This window comes from Actinoplanes sandaracinus (assembly GCF_030009775.1).
Lineage (GTDB): Bacteria > Actinomycetota > Actinomycetes > Mycobacteriales > Micromonosporaceae > Actinoplanes > Actinoplanes sandaracinus.
Genome location: NZ_JASCTH010000002.1, coordinates 407,618 through 424,808, shown reverse-complemented (window position 1 = coordinate 424,808; position 17,191 = coordinate 407,618). Strand labels below are relative to the sequence as shown.

16 protein-coding genes are annotated in these 17,191 nt (G+C 71.8%); 10 read left to right on the top strand and 6 right to left on the bottom strand.

The annotated features are described in order from the left end of the window. Positions 1-329 precede the first annotated feature (329 nt). From QLQ12_RS04565 to QLQ12_RS04555, 3 genes are read right to left on the bottom strand one after another with little or no spacing between them, the layout of a single operon-like run. On the bottom strand, positions 330-1,136 hold the full coding sequence (locus tag QLQ12_RS04565; protein WP_282757281.1) for an ABC transporter permease: 807 nt from the start codon (positions 1,134-1,136) through the stop codon (positions 330-332). Continuing rightward, the gene (locus QLQ12_RS04560; protein WP_282757280.1) at positions 1,133-2,053 is read right to left on the bottom strand and encodes an ABC transporter ATP-binding protein; all 921 of its coding nucleotides are present in this window, start codon (positions 2,051-2,053) and stop codon (positions 1,133-1,135) included. Before QLQ12_RS04560 ends, QLQ12_RS04565 begins: the two co-directional genes overlap by 4 nt. 40 nt (positions 2,054-2,093) lie before the next feature. Further along, on the bottom strand, positions 2,094-2,759 hold the full coding sequence (locus QLQ12_RS04555; RefSeq protein WP_282757279.1) for a hypothetical protein: 666 nt from the start codon (positions 2,757-2,759) through the stop codon (positions 2,094-2,096). Positions 2,760-2,898: 139 nt separating this feature from the next. Between QLQ12_RS04555 and QLQ12_RS04550 the strand changes: the two genes are divergently transcribed. From QLQ12_RS04550 to QLQ12_RS04520, 7 genes are all read left to right on the top strand, one after another. Then, complete coding sequence (locus QLQ12_RS04550) at positions 2,899-3,660, top strand: GNAT family N-acetyltransferase (RefSeq protein ID WP_282757278.1); 762 nt, start codon at positions 2,899-2,901, stop codon at positions 3,658-3,660. Next, on the top strand, positions 3,657-4,517 hold the full coding sequence (locus QLQ12_RS04545; protein WP_282757277.1) for a lysophospholipid acyltransferase family protein: 861 nt from the start codon (positions 3,657-3,659) through the stop codon (positions 4,515-4,517). Before QLQ12_RS04550 ends, QLQ12_RS04545 begins: the two co-directional genes overlap by 4 nt. A 75-nt stretch (positions 4,518-4,592) precedes the next feature. Continuing rightward, positions 4,593-5,306, top strand: coding sequence for a response regulator transcription factor (locus QLQ12_RS04540; protein ID WP_282757275.1), 714 nt, complete (start codon positions 4,593-4,595; stop codon positions 5,304-5,306). An 8-nt stretch (positions 5,307-5,314) separates the two neighbouring features. Next, the gene (locus QLQ12_RS04535) at positions 5,315-6,919 is read left to right on the top strand and encodes a sensor histidine kinase (RefSeq protein WP_282757273.1); all 1,605 of its coding nucleotides are present in this window, start codon (positions 5,315-5,317) and stop codon (positions 6,917-6,919) included. A 39-nt stretch (positions 6,920-6,958) separates the two neighbouring features. Next, on the top strand, positions 6,959-8,614 hold the full coding sequence (locus QLQ12_RS04530) for a S1C family serine protease (RefSeq protein WP_282757272.1): 1,656 nt from the start codon (positions 6,959-6,961) through the stop codon (positions 8,612-8,614). 295 nt (positions 8,615-8,909) lie between these two features. After that, on the top strand, positions 8,910-12,086 hold the full coding sequence (locus tag QLQ12_RS04525; protein WP_282757270.1) for a cyclic nucleotide-binding protein: 3,177 nt from the start codon (positions 8,910-8,912) through the stop codon (positions 12,084-12,086). A 43-nt stretch (positions 12,087-12,129) separates the two neighbouring features. Then, the gene (locus tag QLQ12_RS04520) at positions 12,130-12,345 is read left to right on the top strand and encodes a hypothetical protein (RefSeq protein ID WP_282757268.1); all 216 of its coding nucleotides are present in this window, start codon (positions 12,130-12,132) and stop codon (positions 12,343-12,345) included. Here the strand turns inward: QLQ12_RS04520 and QLQ12_RS04515 are convergent, their stop codons facing one another. Beyond that, complete coding sequence (locus tag QLQ12_RS04515; protein ID WP_282757266.1) at positions 12,346-12,693, bottom strand: thioredoxin family protein; 348 nt, start codon at positions 12,691-12,693, stop codon at positions 12,346-12,348. Further along, positions 12,675-13,037, bottom strand: coding sequence for a MerR family transcriptional regulator (locus tag QLQ12_RS04510; RefSeq protein WP_282757264.1), 363 nt, complete (start codon positions 13,035-13,037; stop codon positions 12,675-12,677). Before QLQ12_RS04510 ends, QLQ12_RS04515 begins: the two co-directional genes overlap by 19 nt. Before the next feature lie 117 nt (positions 13,038-13,154). Between QLQ12_RS04510 and QLQ12_RS04505 the strand changes: the two genes are divergently transcribed. Further along, positions 13,155-14,009 (top strand): patatin-like phospholipase family protein, encoded by an 855-nt coding sequence (locus tag QLQ12_RS04505; RefSeq protein WP_282757262.1) that lies wholly within the window; start codon positions 13,155-13,157, stop codon positions 14,007-14,009. After that, positions 14,009-15,043 carry a 1-acyl-sn-glycerol-3-phosphate acyltransferase gene (locus QLQ12_RS04500; protein WP_282757260.1) on the top strand — a complete coding sequence of 345 codons (1,035 nt, stop codon included), beginning with the start codon at positions 14,009-14,011 and terminating at the stop codon, positions 15,041-15,043. The genes QLQ12_RS04505 and QLQ12_RS04500 overlap by 1 nt, the downstream gene beginning before the upstream one ends. Before the next feature lie 16 nt (positions 15,044-15,059). Here QLQ12_RS04500 and QLQ12_RS04495 read toward each other — a convergent pair whose 3' ends face one another. Continuing rightward, entirely contained in the window at positions 15,060-15,830 is a 771-nt protein-coding gene (locus QLQ12_RS04495; protein WP_282757258.1) for a hypothetical protein, read from the bottom strand. 143 nt (positions 15,831-15,973) lie between these two features. Here QLQ12_RS04495 and QLQ12_RS04490 point away from each other — a divergent pair, with 143 nt between their 5' ends. Further along, entirely contained in the window at positions 15,974-17,122 is a 1,149-nt protein-coding gene (locus tag QLQ12_RS04490) for an SAM domain-containing protein (protein ID WP_282757256.1), read from the top strand. Positions 17,123-17,191: the final 69 nt, after the last annotated feature.

The following is a 17,191-nucleotide window of genomic DNA, read 5'->3' as shown; positions in this document are numbered from 1 at the left end:
TCACCGTTTTTGTCATCACGTGACTGATCCGTCACGCGGGACGGGTAGGATTCGGTGTCCAGGCTACGCCGTGCACAGGCGCTGTCGGTGCGGACGTCCGCTCTGTGGCCAATCAGACCTTGAGGCCGAGGAACCGCCGGCCGACAACTCCGGCCCCGCCGCTCCGTCGCGACCCGGCGAGACTACACCCCCCGATTTCGCCGCCGCAGGCGGGAAAGACCCCGCCCGAAAACTTGGACGGCCCCTGTTTGCGCTGGTCGCCGCTCCACGACGAACCGCGCACGACCAACGGTCGTGCGCGGCGCGCGAGCATGGGTTTTCGGTACGCGTTACCCGACGTCCCGCTCTTTGGTGATGAGCGTGCCGACCACCGAGAACACCGCGGCATAGGCGAGCATGATCAGTGCGCCGACCCAGCGCGGGGGGTCGTCCGGGAACTGCTGCCCGGAGACCATCAGGTCCGAGGCGAGGGTCGGCACGACCACCCGGAACGTGAGGACCGACTCGTTCCACATGGTGCCCAGCAGCACGAAGATGCCGGAGAGCACCTGGGCGCCGACCACGTAGAGCACCGACAGGGTCAGGGTCGCGCCGATCTGGCTGCGGATCAGCACCCCGGTGCCCACCCCGAGCAGCCCCCAGAGCACGAAGGCCAGCGCGTTCAGCCCGATCGCCTGCCAGACGAAGCTCTCGCCGATGTGCGAGGGCTGGTTCATGGTGCTCAGCGCGAACGGGGCGAAGCCCAGGCTGAGCACGGTGGTGACCAGCCAGACAGTCAGCGCGATCACCACCGAGACGGCCATCTTAGCCAGGATGACCAGCTCCCGACGCGGCGTGGTGAGGAACGTGCTGGTCGCCGTCAGGTGGAAGAACTCGTTGGTCACCAGGATCGCGCTGAGCAGCACCACCAGCAGGATGCCGAAGAACTGGCCGCTGGTGTAGAGGCCGGAGACGGCGCGGTCCGCCTCGCCGATCATCCCGGTGTCCACATCGGCGTAGTCCGACGACAGCATCACGTTGGCGGTCAGCCAGTTGTAGGCCAGCGCGACGCCGTAGATCGGCACCAGCAGGATCGCGAAGATCCACCAGAGCGCGGTGGTACGCAGTTTCAGCAGCTCGGCACGGATGAGGTTCATCGGGCGCCCGCCTTTCCGGCCGTCAGGTCCAGGAAGGCACGCTCCAGATCGGCGCTCTCCCCGATCAGCTCGTGCAACTCGACCCCGGCCGTGAAGGCGATGTGCCCCACCTGGGCGGTATCAGCCCCGGAGATCTGCAGCGAGCCGTCCGGCCCGCCGCCGACCTCCAGCCGTGCCTCCTGCAACGCGGTGGCGAGCCGCTCCGGCTGCGGTGTGCGGACCCGCACCCGGGCCACGCCGGCGGCCGCGCCGAGAACCTCGCTGACCGGGCCCTGCCGGATCAGCCGCCCGGCCGCGATGATCACCACGTCGTCGGCGAGCTGCTGCATCTCGCCCAGCAGGTGACTGGAGACCAGGACCGTGCGGCCCTCGGCGGCGAGTGCCTTGAGCAGGTCGCGCATCCATCGGATGCCCTCCGGGTCGAGACCGTTGGTCGGCTCGTCCAGGATCAGCACCCGCGGATCGCCGAGCAGCGCCGCGGCGATACCGAGACGCTGCTTCATGCCCAGCGAGTAGCCCTTGAATTTGCGGGTGCCGACGGTGTTCAGCCCGACGATGGCGAGCACCTCGTCGGCGCGCTGGTCGGGCAGGCCGGCCGCGCGGCAGATGACCCGCAGGTGGTTGCGCGCGCTGCGGCCGCGGTGCGCGCTGGACGCCTCGAGGACCGCGCCGACCTGCCGGATCGGGTCGGGCATGTCCACGTATCGGACGCCGCCGATGGTGGCGGTGCCGGCGGTGGGCGTGACCAGCCCCAGGATCATCCGCAGAGCGGTGGTCTTGCCGGCCCCGTTCGGGCCGAGGAATCCGGTGACACGGCCGGCGTTCACCGTGAAGGAGAGGTCGTCGACGGCCCGCACCTTGGCGTACTGCTTGGTGAGGCGATCGACGCTGATCTCCGTGTAGTTGGGCCGGCTCATCGTCGCGGCTCCTTCCCCGTCAGCTGAAGCGCTCAACCTACTAGATCAACGCGAGCCAGGTCGCCCGTGCGCGAGCGAGGTGGCGGCCGTCCGGGCCGTACACCGACGAATCGACGGTCGCCTTTCGGCCCGACACTCCGGAGAGGGCGCCGACCACCACACACTCCGCACCCGGGGCGGGCAGTTCGCCGACGGACGCGGCGATCCGGCCCAGTACGAAGGCACGGCCGGACGTGCCGATCGCCGTCCATCCGCCCGGGCAGTCCAGCGCGGCCCACATGGTCTCCGTGGAGACGCCGTCCGGGACCGTCCACGGCGCGGCCGTACGGTCGCCGGGCAGCGGGCCCGGGAAGATCCGCAGGCCGTCGCCGGGCGCACGGTCCGGGCCGCAGACGTAGCAGCCCGGAAACGGGTGAGCGGCGAAGCCGGGGAAGCCCCCGGCGGCCGCGACCGCCTCGCCGTGCGGGACCGAAGGCACGGCGGCGCCCGCGTCGGCGACCTCGGTGACCTCGGCGACCAGGCTGTCACCGGCCCAGACCGTGCCGTCCCGCAGTTCCAGTCCGGTGTCCAGTGGCGGCGGCACCCGCAGGGTGACCTGAAAGGCCGGGCCGCCGATCCGTGCTCCGGCGGCGGTGGCGAAGGCGCCCGCGCACCAGCCGCCGTTGCCGGTGCCGGGCGGGCCGTTGAAACGAGCCGGGACAATCATGCCCCGACCTTCGCACACGTCGTTCCGCCCGCCGCCGGCGATCACCCGTCGCCGGTGAACATCTCCGCGGCGTAAAACCGATGGCGCCCGTTCACTGAGGCGACACGCCATCGGCAGTTGTCACCCTTACACAGGTCACATGGCAGTTCTCATGACGGCCGCCGCACCCACCGGGACCAGCGGCTACTCGCTTCTCCTCGCCGACGGTCCCGGTCTGGTCGAGGCCGCGCAGCGCCTGCGCCACGACGTCTTCGCCGGCGAGCTCGGCGCCCGGCTCGACGGCACCGCCGAGGGTGTCGACGCCGACGAGTTCGACGCCTTCTGCGACCATCTGATCGTTCGCGACGACGCGAGCGGCGAGGTGGTCGGCACCTACCGGATGCTGCCGCCGCGCGCCGCGGAACTGGCCGGCCGCCGCTACGCCGACGCCGAGTTCGATCTGAGCGCGCTGCGCCCGCTGCGTGACCACCTGGTGGAGATCGGCCGCTCCTGCGTGCACCCGGACCACCGGTCCGGTGCGGTGGTCAACCTGATGTGGGCCGGCATCGCCCGCTACCTGCACCTGAACAACCTGCGCTGGCTGGGCGGCTGCGCCTCGGTGCCGCTGAACGACGGTGGCCGGACGGCCGCCGGCGTGCGGGCCCGGGTGAACGGGAGGCACCTCTCCCCGCCCGCCTTGCGGGTCAGGCCGCGACGCCCGTGGATGCCGGCCGAGGATGTCGAGGCCGACCCCAAGGTGGCGGTGCCGCCGCTGCTGCGCGGCTACCTGCGGCTGGGCAGTTGGGTGTGCGGCGAGCCGGCCTACGACCCGGACTTCGACTGTGCCGACTTCTACGTGCTCTTCTCGATGGACCGGCTCGACCCGCGGTACCGGCGGCACTTCCTCGGGGCGTCGCGATGACCACGACCGTGCCGGCCAGCATGACCACGCCGGCCAGCACGGCCGCCTCGACGGGGCCGGCCGCTGCCGGGACCTTCCCGGCGGGCGAGCGGGGCACGCTGTGGTACCCGGCCTCCGGGTGCGACGACAAATGCCGGGACGGCGATTTCCGCCGGAGTGGTCCGGTGACGACCGTGGTGCGGTTGACGGGCTTGGTGGCCGTACTCCTCGGGGGTCTGCTCCTGACGCCCCTGCTGCGCGGCGTCGCGCTGCGTGCCATGGCCCGCGGCATCCTCGCGGTCCTCGGGGTCCGGACGGTGTGGCGAGGCCCCGAGCCGCGTCCCGGAAGCCTGCTGGTCGCCAACCACGTCTCCTGGCTGGACGTGGTCGCCATGGCCGCGATCCTGCCGGTGCGGATGGTGGCCAAGCACGAGGTCCGGGCCTGGGCCGGCATCGGCCGCGCCGCCGTGCACGCCGGCACGATCTTCATCGACCGCACGCGGCCGCGTGCGCTGCCGGAGACGGTGGCCGAGGTCGCCGGCGCGCTGCGGGCCGGCTCCACGATCGCGATCTTTCCGGAGGGTACGACCTACTGCGGCCCCGAGCAGGGCCGCTTCCGGTCCGCGCTGTTCCAGGCGGCGATCGACGCGGGCGCCCCGGTGGTCCCGGTCTCGATCGGCTACGACTCCACCGAGGCGTCGTTCGTGGGCGCGGACACCCTGGGCGCGTCGGTGCTGCGGGTGGCCCGTGTCCGCCGCCTCACCCTGACCATGGTGGCGGCCCCGGCGCTGCGGCCCGATCCGGGCGCGGACCGGCGTGTCCTGGCCCGTGCCGCGCAGGCCAGCCGAGCCGGTGGGGGTTATCACCTGGCCGCGTGACGCTTTGTGCAGGCTCACAGACAATTTTCAGCGAGTGTGCAGGCATGGCGCAGCGGCCGGAGAAACAATGGCGCCATGGCTACCCAGACCCAGCCCAAGCAGAGCGAGGCGAAGCTGCTCGTCGTCGAGGACGACGCCAACATCCTCGAGTTGCTGTCCGCCAGTCTCCGCTTCGCCGGGTTCGAGGTGACCACCGCGATGAGCGGCAGCGCTGCCGTCAGCGCCGCCCGCAGTTCCACTCCCGACCTGGTCGTTCTCGACGTGATGCTGCCCGACCTGGACGGCTTCGAGGTGATCCGGCTGATGCGCGAGGGCGGGCAGCGGACGCCGGTGGTGTTCCTCACCGCCCGCGACGGCACCGATGACAAGATCCGCGGCCTGACCCTGGGCGGCGACGACTACGTGACCAAGCCGTTCAGCCTGGAGGAGCTCACCGCCCGGATCCGGGCGGTGCTGCGCCGCACCAACGCCGGCGACGAGCAGCCGTCCCGCCTGGTCTTCGCCGACCTCGAGCTCGACGAGGAGACGCACGAGGTCTACCGGGCCGGTTCCCGGGTGCAGCTCTCGCCGACCGAGTTCAAGCTGCTGCGCTATCTGATGCTCAACGCCAACCGGGTGCTCTCCAAGGCGCAGATCCTCGACCACGTGTGGAAATACGACTTCCGCGGTGACGACAACATCGTCGAGTCCTACATCTCCTATCTTCGCCGCAAGGTCGACAACGTGCAGCCGCGCCTGATCCACACGCTGCGCGGCGTGGGCTACGTGCTGCGCAAGCCAGCGGTCTAGGCCCGGAAATGACTCTCACGGAGCGGGTCCGCAGCCGGATGCCGCGCAACAGGGGGCTGCGCCGGATCTCGCTCCAGACCAAGCTGGTCGCCTCGGTGCTGGTGCTGGTGCTCGCCGCGCTCACCCTGATCAGCGCCGCCAGCAGCTACTTACTGAACGACTACATGATGACCCGCCTCGATCAGCAACTGGTGGAGACGGCCAGCGGCGCCGAGGCGGAACTGGCAAGTCTGCATTACAAGGCGGTGTACGCGCCTCCCGGTCATCTCGTCGCCTTCACCGCGGTCAGCGGTGAGGCCGCGATCCGCAGTCGCGGCGCGGGCATCGCCAGAGAAGACACCCCCAAGCTGCTGTACGGCGTGGAGACCATCGAGAGGGTCGCGAACAAGCCGTACACGGTCAAGGGCCAGAACGGTAAGTACATGTGGCGGATGCTGGTCATCCGCCTCTCGGACGACGCGGTCATGCACGTCGGCCAGCGGATGACCGGGGTCGACGACGTGATCGCCCGGCTGGTCCTGGTGGACATCCTGGTCGGTGTCGGCGTGCTGATCGCCCTGGCCATGGTCGGCGCCGCGCTGGTGCGGCAGAGCCTGATCCCGCTGCTCCAGGTCGAGCGCACCGCCGCCGCGATCGCGGCCGGCGACCTCACCCGGCGGGTGCCCGACCCGGAGGAGGCCGGCGGTCACCCGACCACCGAGCTGGGCCGGCTCTCCGAGGCGCTGAACGCGATGCTCGCCCAGATCGAGGCGGCCTTCCTGGCCCGGGCCCAATCCGAGCAGGCGGCCCGGCAGGCGGCCGAGGCGGCGCAGGTGTCCGAGGCTCGCGCGCTGGAGTCCGAGGCCCGCGCTCTGGAGTCGGAGGCGAAGGCCCTGCAGTCGGAGGGCAAGATGCGGCAGTTCGTCGCCGACGCCTCCCACGAACTGCGCACGCCGCTGACCACCATCCGCGGGTTCGCCGAGCTGTACCGGCAGGGCGCGGTCTCCGATCCGGAGCAGGTGGCCCAGTTGGTCCGGCGGATCGAGGACGAGGCGGCCCGGATGGGACTGCTCGTCGAGGACCTGCTTCTGCTGGCCCGGCTCGACCGGGAGCGGCCGCTCACCCTGGCGCCGGTGGAGCTGCTGGTCCTGGCGATGGACGCGGTGGAGGCGGCGCAGGCGATGGCGCCGGACCGGCGGATCGACCTGGAGGTGCGGGATCCGGCGGACCGGCTGGTGGCGTACGGCGACGACGCCCGGCTGCGCCAGGTGATCGGCAACCTGATGACCAACGCCCTGGTCCACACGCCCGCCGGCGCCTCGGTCGCGCTGCGGCTGTTCGCCGGGGAGGGCGACCACGCGGTGGTCGAGGTGTCGGATACCGGACCCGGTCTGAGCCCGGAGCAGACCGAGCGCGTGTTCGAGCGCTTCTACCGGGTGGACGAGGCGCGCACCCGCAAGACCGATCGGGAGGCCACCGGCACCGGCCTGGGACTGGCTATCGTGGCCGCGATCGTGCGGGCCCACGAGGGAACCGTCGAGGTGCTGTCGGAGGCGGGCCGGGGAGCGACCTTCCGCGTCACTTTGCCGACCATAAATCCCGACAAAGAGTTCACAGAAAACGTCCAGGAGTAACTCAGTTCGGTACGAGTCCGACGGGGCAGAGTGAGATACATGAGCGAGAACGAGACCAACCCGCGGCCCGCGGACGCCGCCGCTGACAACACCAGCGCGGAGCGGGTGGAGTCTGAGCAGCCGACGCTTGCGCAGCCGCCGGTTGCCCCGCAGTCGGGTGCTCCCCAGTCCGCGGCACCCGAGCAGACCAGCGCCTGGGCGCAGAAGCCGAGCTGGCAACCGCAGCAGCCCGCCTCCGGCGAGCCGACCGCGGCCCAGCCCGTGTCGGCCCAGCCCATGTCGGCCCAGCCCATGTCGACGCATCCGGTGTCGGCCCAACCGGTATCGGCCCAACCGGTATCGGCTCAGCCCGCGCCCACCCAGTCGCTGCCGGCGCATCCCGTGTCGGGCCAGCCGGTGACCGCCCAGCCGGCCAGCGGAGTGCCCTACGAGCAGCCGCACTACGCCTACCAGTCCCCGCAGGGCTACGGCCAGCAGCCCGGTTACCAGGATTACGCGCAGCAGCAGGCGGCGTACCAGGCCTGGCACGCCGCCGCGGCCGCACAGGCCGCCGGCGCCGGCGGCAACGTCCCGCCCGGCTGGAACCAGCCTCCCGGAGCGGGCGACCAGCGGCGTCCCGGCCAGGGCCGGAAGATCTTCGTCGCCGGAGCGGCGGCCGTGCTGATCGCGCTGGCCTCGGGCGGGATCGGCGCCGCCACCGCGTTGGCCATGGACGACGACGGCAGGCCCAACAGCGTGCAGACCGGCAACTCGTCGGTCACCCGGGTGGTGGACCGCTCGTCGCTGGCCCAGATCGCCGCCGCCGTGCAGGACAGCGTCGTCTCGATCACCACCGGCTCGGGCGAGGGCTCCGGCGTGGTGCTGACCGCCGACGGTTACATCGTGACCAACAACCACGTCGTCTCGACCGCGCAGAGCGCGAACGTGACGGTGATCTTCGCGAACGGCACCAAAACCACCGCCAAGGTGATCGGCACCGACGAGCGCACCGACCTCGCCGTGATCAAGGCCGAGGGCGTCTCCTCGCTCAAGGCCGGCACCTTCGGCAACAGCTCGCAGATCCAGGTCGGTGACACCGTCCTCGCGCTGGGCAGCCCGCTCGGTCTGCAGGGCTCGGTGACCGCCGGCATCATCAGCGCCAAGGACCGCGCCATCCAGGCCGGCGGCGGGCGTGAGGAGCCGCAGAGCCCCTGGGGTCAGCAGCCACAGCAGCAGGGGTCGCCCACGATGACCGGCCTGCTGCAGACCGACGCCCCGATCAACCCGGGCAACTCCGGTGGCGCCCTGGTCAACACCAACGGCGAGGTGATCGGCATCAACTCGGCGATCGCCACCTCCGGTGCGGGCACCGGCAACATCGGTCTCGGCTTCGCCATCCCGAGCAACAAGGCGAAGCAGGTCGCCGAGGAGCTGATGCAGGGCAAGAAGGTCAGCCACCCGGCGCTCGGCGTCAGCGTCACCAATGCCGAGAACGGCGGCGCCGTGGTCAGCGCGGTGGTCGAGAACAGCGCCGCCGCCAAGGCCCAGCTCCAGCGCGGCGATGTGGTCACCAAGGTGGACGGCAAGGCGATCGACGACTCCGACGACCTCGTCGCGGCCGTCCAGGCGGGCACCGTCGGCCAGCAGATGACCCTGACCTTCACCCGCAACGGCAGCGAGCAGACCGTGACGGTCACCCTGCAGGAGGCCCAGTAAGCATTCCCTCCTCCGCTACGGCGGGTGACGTGCCCGGGGGTGGGCGCGTCACCCGCCGTATCGCTGTGTGCCACGAGATTCAGGACCTTTCGGGTTTAAGGGGAAGGTTTCCCCACGCGGGCCTCGCGTTCCCGGAGGGGACCGCCTAATCTCCATTCGCCATCGGCGAAGCCTCGTCCGCTGGTGCGATCGTGCGGTGTTCGCCCAGGCGGGCACGGCGCCGGCCGTTCGCGGCCGGTGAGGATCTCCATGCGGCTGGCGAGGATCTCAACGGCGGAGTGAAAGGCCCCCTGAGTTGACGTATGTCGAAACCCGGACCAATGTCTGGGAAGCCCTGGCCGGTCGGGCTCCGGGGGTACCATCCGGGCCGGCCGACACCGGGCTCTGGCACACCGTCGCTGACCGGCTCGACCCGGCCAGCGCCCGCCCGATCCTGCGTTCCGGGATCGAGGTCCGGCACCGCACCGCTGTCCGCGGCGGCCGTTACGTGATGCTGCGTTCCCCCGAGGACGGCGGCCGCAGCTCGTACCTCCGGCTCACCCCGGAGGAGTACCAGCTGGCCCTGATGATGGACGGCGACAGCACGGTGGCCCGGCTGGTCGCCGAGTTCGCCCGGATCGCCGGCCGTCTCGCGCCCGACCAGGTCCGCCGGGTCGTCGCCGACCTGGCCGCCAACCGGATGCTCGAAGAACTGCCGGTGGACGCCTTCCGCCCGCTGCGCGAGATGAGCCGGGAACCGCTGCCGCGCCGGGTGGGCGACTCGCTGGCCGCCGCCGTGCGGGGCCGGGTGGTCCTGTCCGTCCCGGTGGACGCGATGGTCACCACGCTCTACCGGACGGCCGGCCGGTTCCTGTTCACCCGTGCCGCCGTCTGGGCCGGGGCCCTGGTGGCGGTGGCCGGCCTGCTGCTGTTCGCGGCCACCTGGCAGCGGGGGAGCCGGTCCCTCTTCCTGGTCGGCGACTCCTACCTGCTGGGTGCGGTCACCCTGATGCTGTTGAACGTGTGCGTGCTGGCCGCGCACGAGTTCGGTCACGCTCTCGCGGCGAAACGGGTCGGCCGGGAAGTCCCGGCCGCCGGGCTGATGCTCTATTTCGGCATCCCCTCGGTCTTCGCCGACACCAGCGACGTCTGGATGGCGGGGCGGCGGGCCCGGCTCGCCGTCACCGCTGCCGGGCCGGCCACCGCGCTGGGCCTGGCCGGCCTGGTCCAGATCACCGGCTTCGCCGTGCCGGCCGTCGCGGGCCTCGCCTTCAAACTGGCCTTCCTCTTCTACCTGCACACCTTCTTCAACCTCAGCCCGCTGCTGCCCCTGGACGGCAAGTACCTGCTGATGGACTGGCTGGAGATCCCGGACGTACGGGCCCGCGGCCTGTCGTGGATGGCCGGCCGGCTGCGGCGCCGGGGGCCCCGGTGGACCGCCCTGGACCGGGAGGGCCGCCTGGTCGCCCTCTACGGCGTGCTCGGGCTGCTCTGGCTGGTCAGCGCGATCGGCCTCGGCTACCGGCTGTGGACCGACCGGATCCTCGGTCTGGTCGTCGGCCTCTGGTACGAGGGCGTCGGCGGCCTGCTGCTGCTGTTCGTGATCGTGCTGGGCGTGGTGGCCCCACCGCTCTACTTCCTGCTCGGCCGGGTCCTGCGGGCGGCCCGCCGGCTGCGGCAGCGGGCCGCCGAGCGTGACCGGGAGGCCGACCTGCCCCGCCGGGTGGTCGCGTTGCGCGCCTCCGAGCTGGGCGGCCTGCCCGAGCCGTCGCTGCAGGCCCTGGCCACCCGGGCCCGCTGGTCGCGTCCGCCCACCGGCCGTCAGCTGGTGCTGGCCGGAGAGACCCAGGGCGCCGTCTATCTGGTGGTCGAGGGCGCCCTGCACGGCCGCCGCCCCGGCGACCCCGGTGGCACCATCCGTCACCACGTCGGCCCCGGCGGTGTGGTCGGCCTGGCCACCGCGCTCACCGGGCGCAGCCCTCAGCTCGACTGGCACACCGCGGGCGTCACCCTGCTGTCCCTGCCCGCCTCGACGGTGGCGACCGTGGTCGGCCCGATGCCCGGCCCGCCGCCACAGGAGCGCGCCGAGGCGGAGGCGCTCTTCGCCGACACCCCGGCGCTCGCCGCGCTGGAGGAGGACCAGCGGCTGGCGCTGATCGCGGCCGCGCACCCGGTCGACCTGGACCCGGGCGCGCCGGTCATCCTGCCCGGCCCCACCCATGCGGTGGTGGTCGAGTCCGGGGTGATCGCCATGCCCGACGGTGTCGAGTTGCGCCGCGGCACCCTGGTCGGGCCGGTCGGTGACGGCAGCCCCGGCATGGTGGCGCAGGCCCGGACCCCGGTGCGGCTCTGGGTCATCCCGGACGCCTCGAGCCTGCCGCCGCTGATCGGCGCGTACGGCCCCGGCGTCCCGATGCCGTCGCTGCGGCCCAGCACCCCGGCGGTGGGACGGCCGGGCTCGGCGCACCCGCCGCTCGCGGTCCCACCCGGCCCGCCGGACGCCGACGAGCAGTACGACGTGGACCGCCACTTCGAGCGCCGCATGTGGGGCTTCGTGAGCATGCTGCTGGTCTTCGCGCTCGGCAGCGTGCTGATCAACGTACGCAGCGGTCCGGCGTGGGCCGAGATGCCGGCCGAGCGGGTACTGCTGAGCGTGCAGCGGGGCGCCGTCACCGCGAACGCCGACCGGGATCCGGTGTCGCTGGTGCCGGGTGACCGTCGCTATCTGGCCGCCGGCGCCAAGATCGAGGTGCCCGGCAAGGCTGTGGCTCTGCTGACCTTCCCGGGCGGGGCTGCCGTGGTGCTCTGCGGTGGGTCGCGTGTCGAGGTCAACGGCGTCGAGGTGGCGAGCGGACGCACCTCAGCCCCGTCCGGGCGGCTCACTCTGGAGAACGGCCGCCTGCTGGCCGACACGAGCAGCCCCAGCGGGGCGTTCGAGCCGCTGGCCCTGGCCGTCGCCCGCAGTCAGGGCGAGGTCGTCAGTGGCGGCCGGGCCTGGTTCGCGGTCGACCCCGCGCAGGTCGCCGTCTCGACCGGGACGGTCACCGTCGGCGGATCCGGCAGCCAGGCCGCCGGTGGTGAGCTGACCTGCGGGGACGGCGTGCCGGTCAAGCCGCCGACCGAGACGAAACCGAACGAGGAGTCGGTCGAGGAGACGTTCCCGTCCGAGCTTCCGGCGCCCTCGACGACCCCTACTACCGTGCCGAGTACGACGGACGAGCCCGTCGACGGTGAGGAGCCGACGACGGCGACCACCACGACCAGCGGCCGGACCTCCCGGCCGACGTCCCGGCCGACGACAGGCGCCACGACGACCACGGTCCCGAGCAGCCGGCCGACCGTCACCCGGACGACCAATCCGGCGTCCAACCCGACCACCGGCACCACGACCACGACCCCGACGGCCGGCACCACGACCACGACGCCGACGGCCGGCACCACGACCACGACGCCGACCGCCGGCACCACGCCATCGGACTCGTCCGACGACTGATCATGGGCGGTCCTCCACGACGACGAGTGAGGAGTGACCGCCCATGTTGTGCTGGTTCTGTGCCGAGGCGGCGCGGGCGACGTGCCGGTTCTGCGGCCGCGGGGTGTGCGCCCAACACGCGCGGTTCGGGCCGTACCTCCTGGAGGTGACCCGCTCGGCGCGGCGGGACCGGGCCGAGGCGCTGGTGGTCGAGGACGCGGTGCAGTGCGGCACCTGCCGCCCCCGGCCCCAGCCGGTCGCCATGCCGGAGCTGGACTGACTAGCTGTTCACGTACGGCGTGAGCGCGTTCGTCATGGCCTGCCGCAGCAGCGACTTCGGCCGGGCGCCGACGATCGTCGCGGTGACCACGCCGCCGGTGAAGAAGAGCAGCGTCGGCATGGAGTGCACCCGGTAGGTGATGGTGGTCGCCGGGTTGGCGTCCACGTCGAGTTTCGCGATCAGCATCCGGTCGCGGAACTCCTCGGCCAGTTCGCCCAGGACGCGTGCCAGCGGGCCGCACGGCGGGCACCATTGCGCCCAGAAGTCGACGAGCACCGGGGTGGTCTCGGCCAGCACGGTCGCGGCGAACGTGTCGTCGGTGACGGTGATCAGGGCGTCATCTGGCATCTGACTTCCTTCAACTGGGTCTGCAGTCTGTCGCGGATCACGGTGAGCTGGTCCAGGTATCCGTCCACCTCGGCGAGCCGGCGTCGCAGCACCGCCACCGAGTCCGGGCACACGTGACCGGAGCTGTTGCCCGCCCGCAGGCAGGCGACGAAGGGCTTGATGTCGTCCACGCCGAAGCCGTCGGCGAGCAGCGCCCGGATCTCGGTCACCACGCGCAGTTCGGCGTCGTCGTACTGCCGGTAGCCGTTGGCGTCCCGGCTCGGGCGGACCAGCCCGTGCTCCTCGTAGTAGCGCAGCGTGCGAGGGCTGGTGCCGGCCCGCTCGGCCAGCTCTCCGATCAGCATGGGCCGACGGTATGCCCTGACACCGGCGTCAAGGCAAGGCTGTCGTGGAAGGGACGGCCGGGCCACGCCTTGCTCCTGCCCCCGTGGCGAAGCAGAGCCTGGTGGGAGGATGGACTCATGATCGACGGTCCGGTGGCGTTCGTGCTCGGCGGTGGGGGCGTCCTCGGCGCGGTCGAGGTCGGGATGTTGCGGGCCCTGTTCCGGGCCGGGTTCCGGCCGGACGTGGTGGTCGGCACCTCGATCGGCGCGGTCAACGGCGCGCTGGTCGCCTCCGACCCCAGCGAGCCGGTCACCGAGCGCCTGGTCCGGCTGTGGACGTCGCCGGAGGCGGCGGCGGTCTACGGCGACTCGATCGGCCGTCAGATGCGCCGGTTCGCGGCCCGGACCCATCTGCACTCACCTCTTCCGCTGCGCCGCCTGCTGGAGCGCGAGCTGGGGGAGTCGGCCACGTTCGCCGGCCTGAAGGTGCCGTTCCACTGCTGTGCGGCCAGCATCGAGCGGGCCGCCGAGCACTGGTTCGACAGTGGACCGCTGGTCGAGGCGGTGCTGGCGTCGTCCGCGGTGCCCGGGCTGCTCCCGCCGATGGAGATCGGGGGCGAGCACTATGTGGACGGCGGCATCGTCAACTCGATCCCGATCGGCGAGGCGGTCCGGCTCGGCGCGAAACTGATCTTCGTGTTGCAGGTCGGCCGGGTGGAGCGACAGCTCAGCGTGCCGAAACGGCCGTGGGAGGTGGCGCAGGTGGCGTTCGAGATCGCCCGGCGGCACCGGTTCGCCCGCGAGCTTGCGTCGCTGCCGGACGATGTACGGGTGCATGTGCTTCCGAGCGGCGGCGGTGAGGGACGGGACGACTCGCCGTGGGCGTACCGGGACATGGCCGCGGTCGGCCGCCGGATCAGCCGCGCCTACACCGTGTCCCGGCGTTATCTGCAGGCGAACGTGCACCCGTTGCCCGAGGCCGGGAGCCGTTGATGCCGCCCGTCTGGGTCCGCCGGCTGGTGATCGCCCCTGCCGTCGTGCTGGTCGCGTTCACGCTGCTCACCACTCTGCCGGTCTGGCTGTTCCTCGCGCTCGCCGTCTCACCCCTGGTGCCGGGCCGTCTCCGGGTGCCCCGGCTGGTCTTCCTGCTGATCGTCTATCTGGTGTGGGACGCGGTGGCGCTGATCGCCCTCGGGCTGCTCTGGCTCGCCTCGGGTTGCGGCCGGCGCATCCGCGGGCCCTGGTTCCAGCGGGCCCACTACGTGCTGACCGGGCGTTTCCTGGGCGTGCTGTTCTGGTTCGCGCGCTGGTCGCTGCACCTGGAGATCGACGTGGTCGGCACCGACCCGGACACCGCCCAGCCCGGCCGCCCGGAGATCGTGGTGAGCCGGCACGCCGGCCCCGGTGACTCGTTCACCCTGATCCACGCGCTGGTCAACTGGTTCGCCCGGGAACCGCGGATCGTGCTGAAAGCCGCCCTGCAGTGGGACCCCGCGGTGGACGTGCTGCTCAACCGCCTGCCCAACCGTTTCATCTCGCCGGGCCGCACCGGGACGGCCACGTTGGAGGAGCAGATCGGCGATCTGGCCACCGGCCTGGACCACAACGACGCCTTCGTGATCTTCCCGGAGGGCGGTAACTTCACCCCGCGCCGCAAGGTCAGCGCCATCGCCCGGCTGCGGGCCCGCGGCCTGCACGACATGGCGACCCGGGCCGAGGACCTGCGTAACCTGCTGCCGCCGAAACCGGGCGGCCTGCTCGCCGCGATCGAGGCGGCCCCGGACGCCGGCGTCATCTTCGTCGCGCACACCGGCCTGGACCGGATGATGAGCGTCGCCGACGTCTGGCGCGAGCTGCCGATGGACAAGCGGCTGGTGATGCGTTTCTGGAGCGTGCCGCCGGAGGGCGTGCCCACCGGCGAGCAGGAGCGGATCGAGTGGCTTTACGACTGGTGGGCCCGCATCGACGCGTGGATCGACGAACACCAGCCGGCGCCCCGGCCACTGTGGACGCCGCGCACCCGATAGGGGCCCACCGGTAACGTCACGCCTTGGTCGTCTTGCCCTGCGCGGCGAGGATCTTGAGCATTTCCTTCGGCATCGGCTTCACCTGGGACGCGGGCGGGGCCTTCACGACGACCTTGGTCCCGAAGTCGTAGTACTTCGCGGTCATCTTGCCGGCCGCGGGGGCCAGCTGAGTCATGTCGATGGTCATCTCGATGAGCCGGCCCTTGTCGTCCACCTCGGCGGTGAACGGGACCTCGGTGCTCTTGCCGCCCAGCGCCTTCAGCGACTCCGCGTCGGCGGTCGGCGACTTGGCGATGTCGAGCGTGCCCTTGAACGAGTCGCCGGTGCGCTGCACGTTGGTCGCGGCCTCGGTGTAAAACTCCGTGTTCGCTGCCATGTTCGACGGATTCATCGGGCTGTTGGCGGGCAGCTTGGACACGTCGAGCGACATCCACTCGGTGTCGTACTTCATGTAGAGGGTCTTGCCGATCAGGCGCATGGCGAATTTCTCGGCGCCCATGGTCATGGTCATGTCGGCCTTGCTGCCCGGCAGGTCGAACGAGCCGGAGGCGTCGATGCCGCCCGGCATCGTCATGCTGAACCTCATCGTCTCCTTCTCGAGCGTCTTCGCCGCGGTGATGAACTCCGCGAGCGGGTCGCCGACCGGCGTAACCGACGCACTGGGCGCCGGCGCGGCCCCGGTGGACCCGGTGGACGCGGTGGGCCCGGTTGACCCGGACGCGCAGCCGCTGAGCCCGATGATGGCCGCGATCGTCACCGTCGCGGCGGCCAGCCGTTGGAACCTCATGATGTGTGTCTCCCCGTCGATGTGTCGAACGGCGCCCACCATAGCCGCAGGCTCCGACAATCACCGGCCCGATTTCCCGGCCGATCATGGGCGGGGCATGATGGGTCGAAGGGTCAGCACGCGCTTGTACAGGGGGAGGACTCGTGAGATTCGAGGTCAGCAAGGTCCTCGACGCCATCGAGGCCCGGCTCACCACCGATCCGGCACTCGCCCGGGCTGTGGTCGATCTGGCGGAAGTCGTCCGTTACGCCGACCTGGACGGCGGGCGCCCGGCCAGTCTGGTCCGGCTCGGCCTGCTCGTCGACGCGCTCGGCCGGTATGTCTCCGAGGAGAACGTCCCGGTTTACGTGGTCACGCCACACGGTCTGCTCTCCGACACCGATCTCACGTCGAACGAACGCATGGTGGTGCGCCGCTGGGCCGACGACGGCAAGGTCGAGGTTGTGCCGCAGGTCGGCGATCGGGTGCTGGAGGTGGCCGAGATGCTGGGCCTGCCGGTGCTCACCCGTGACCGGGAGGACCGCTTCCGGGCCGGCCGTCCCTGGGTGACCGAGCCGGGCCGGCTGCTCGCCCTCGTGTCGGCCCAGGGCGGCCCGACGCTGGTGGCCCGGGTCGGCCGGGGCGAGGTGGCGCCTCCGGTGCCGCGCTCCCCGCTGGGCGAGCGCCTGCTCGCCCGGGTGTGGCGCTGCGCGTCGCTGAGCTGCAACAGCTACGGCGACGGCGGTGACGCGGACAGCCCGTTCGCCGACATGCGCACCTACACCAGCCCGGTGTCGCAGCCGCCGCCGACGCTGCGAGCCGGCGTGCCGACCTGCCCGCGGCACGGCGAGCGACTCAGGGACGTCGGGCCGCGCCCGGCGACCGAGGTCTTCTCGGTCCGCATCGACGGCGTGATCCGGCAGCGGTTCGTGGTCTCCGAGGACCTGCCCGCCGTGATCGGCCGGGCGCCGGAGGGCGGCTCCGGGGTGATGCTGGGGCAGTGGCTCACCGACGCCGCCCGCAAGTGGATCAGCCGTGGGCACGTCATGCTGACGCTGCGCGGCACCGAGGTGACCGCGCAGGACATCAGCATGAACGGCACCGGCATCCGCCTCGGCGGGTCGTTCGACGACGGCCAGCGGCTCACCCTGCGCCGGGACGAGACCCGGGTGCTGGCCGCCGACGACGTGGTGGAGCTCTACTCCGGAGTGCTGCTGGGCCGGTCGAAGCTCTGGGCCGACGGCGGTGTCATGCAGCCGGAATCGGTCATGGGCGAGGCCCCGACCATGGCGTTCCGGCCGGTCGGCAGATAACCGTGGAGGGGGCCCCCCACGGCCGCCCCCACACGGCGGGCCCCGGCCCCCCCTGACCCCCCCCGCCCC

Coding starts and splice junctions, on each gene's coding strand:
- QLQ12_RS04565 (WP_282757281.1), bottom strand. CDS start 1,136: ATGAACCTCATCCGTGCCGAGCTGCTGAAACTGCGTACCACCGCGCTC.
- QLQ12_RS04560 (WP_282757280.1), bottom strand. CDS start 2,053: ATGAGCCGGCCCAACTACACGGAGATCAGCGTCGATCGCCTCACCAAG.
- QLQ12_RS04555 (WP_282757279.1), bottom strand. CDS start 2,759: ATGATTGTCCCGGCTCGTTTCAACGGCCCGCCCGGCACCGGCAACGGC.
- QLQ12_RS04550 (WP_282757278.1), top strand. CDS start 2,899: ATGGCAGTTCTCATGACGGCCGCCGCACCCACCGGGACCAGCGGCTAC.
- QLQ12_RS04545 (WP_282757277.1), top strand. CDS start 3,657: ATGACCACGACCGTGCCGGCCAGCATGACCACGCCGGCCAGCACGGCC.
- QLQ12_RS04540 (WP_282757275.1), top strand. CDS start 4,593: ATGGCTACCCAGACCCAGCCCAAGCAGAGCGAGGCGAAGCTGCTCGTC.
- QLQ12_RS04535 (WP_282757273.1), top strand. CDS start 5,315: ATGACTCTCACGGAGCGGGTCCGCAGCCGGATGCCGCGCAACAGGGGG.
- QLQ12_RS04530 (WP_282757272.1), top strand. CDS start 6,959: ATGAGCGAGAACGAGACCAACCCGCGGCCCGCGGACGCCGCCGCTGAC.
- QLQ12_RS04520 (WP_282757268.1), top strand. CDS start 12,130: ATGTTGTGCTGGTTCTGTGCCGAGGCGGCGCGGGCGACGTGCCGGTTC.
- QLQ12_RS04515 (WP_282757266.1), bottom strand. CDS start 12,693: ATGCCAGATGACGCCCTGATCACCGTCACCGACGACACGTTCGCCGCG.
- QLQ12_RS04510 (WP_282757264.1), bottom strand. CDS start 13,037: ATGCTGATCGGAGAGCTGGCCGAGCGGGCCGGCACCAGCCCTCGCACG.
- QLQ12_RS04505 (WP_282757262.1), top strand. CDS start 13,155: ATGATCGACGGTCCGGTGGCGTTCGTGCTCGGCGGTGGGGGCGTCCTC.
- QLQ12_RS04500 (WP_282757260.1), top strand. CDS start 14,009: ATGCCGCCCGTCTGGGTCCGCCGGCTGGTGATCGCCCCTGCCGTCGTG.
- QLQ12_RS04495 (WP_282757258.1), bottom strand. CDS start 15,830: ATGAGGTTCCAACGGCTGGCCGCCGCGACGGTGACGATCGCGGCCATC.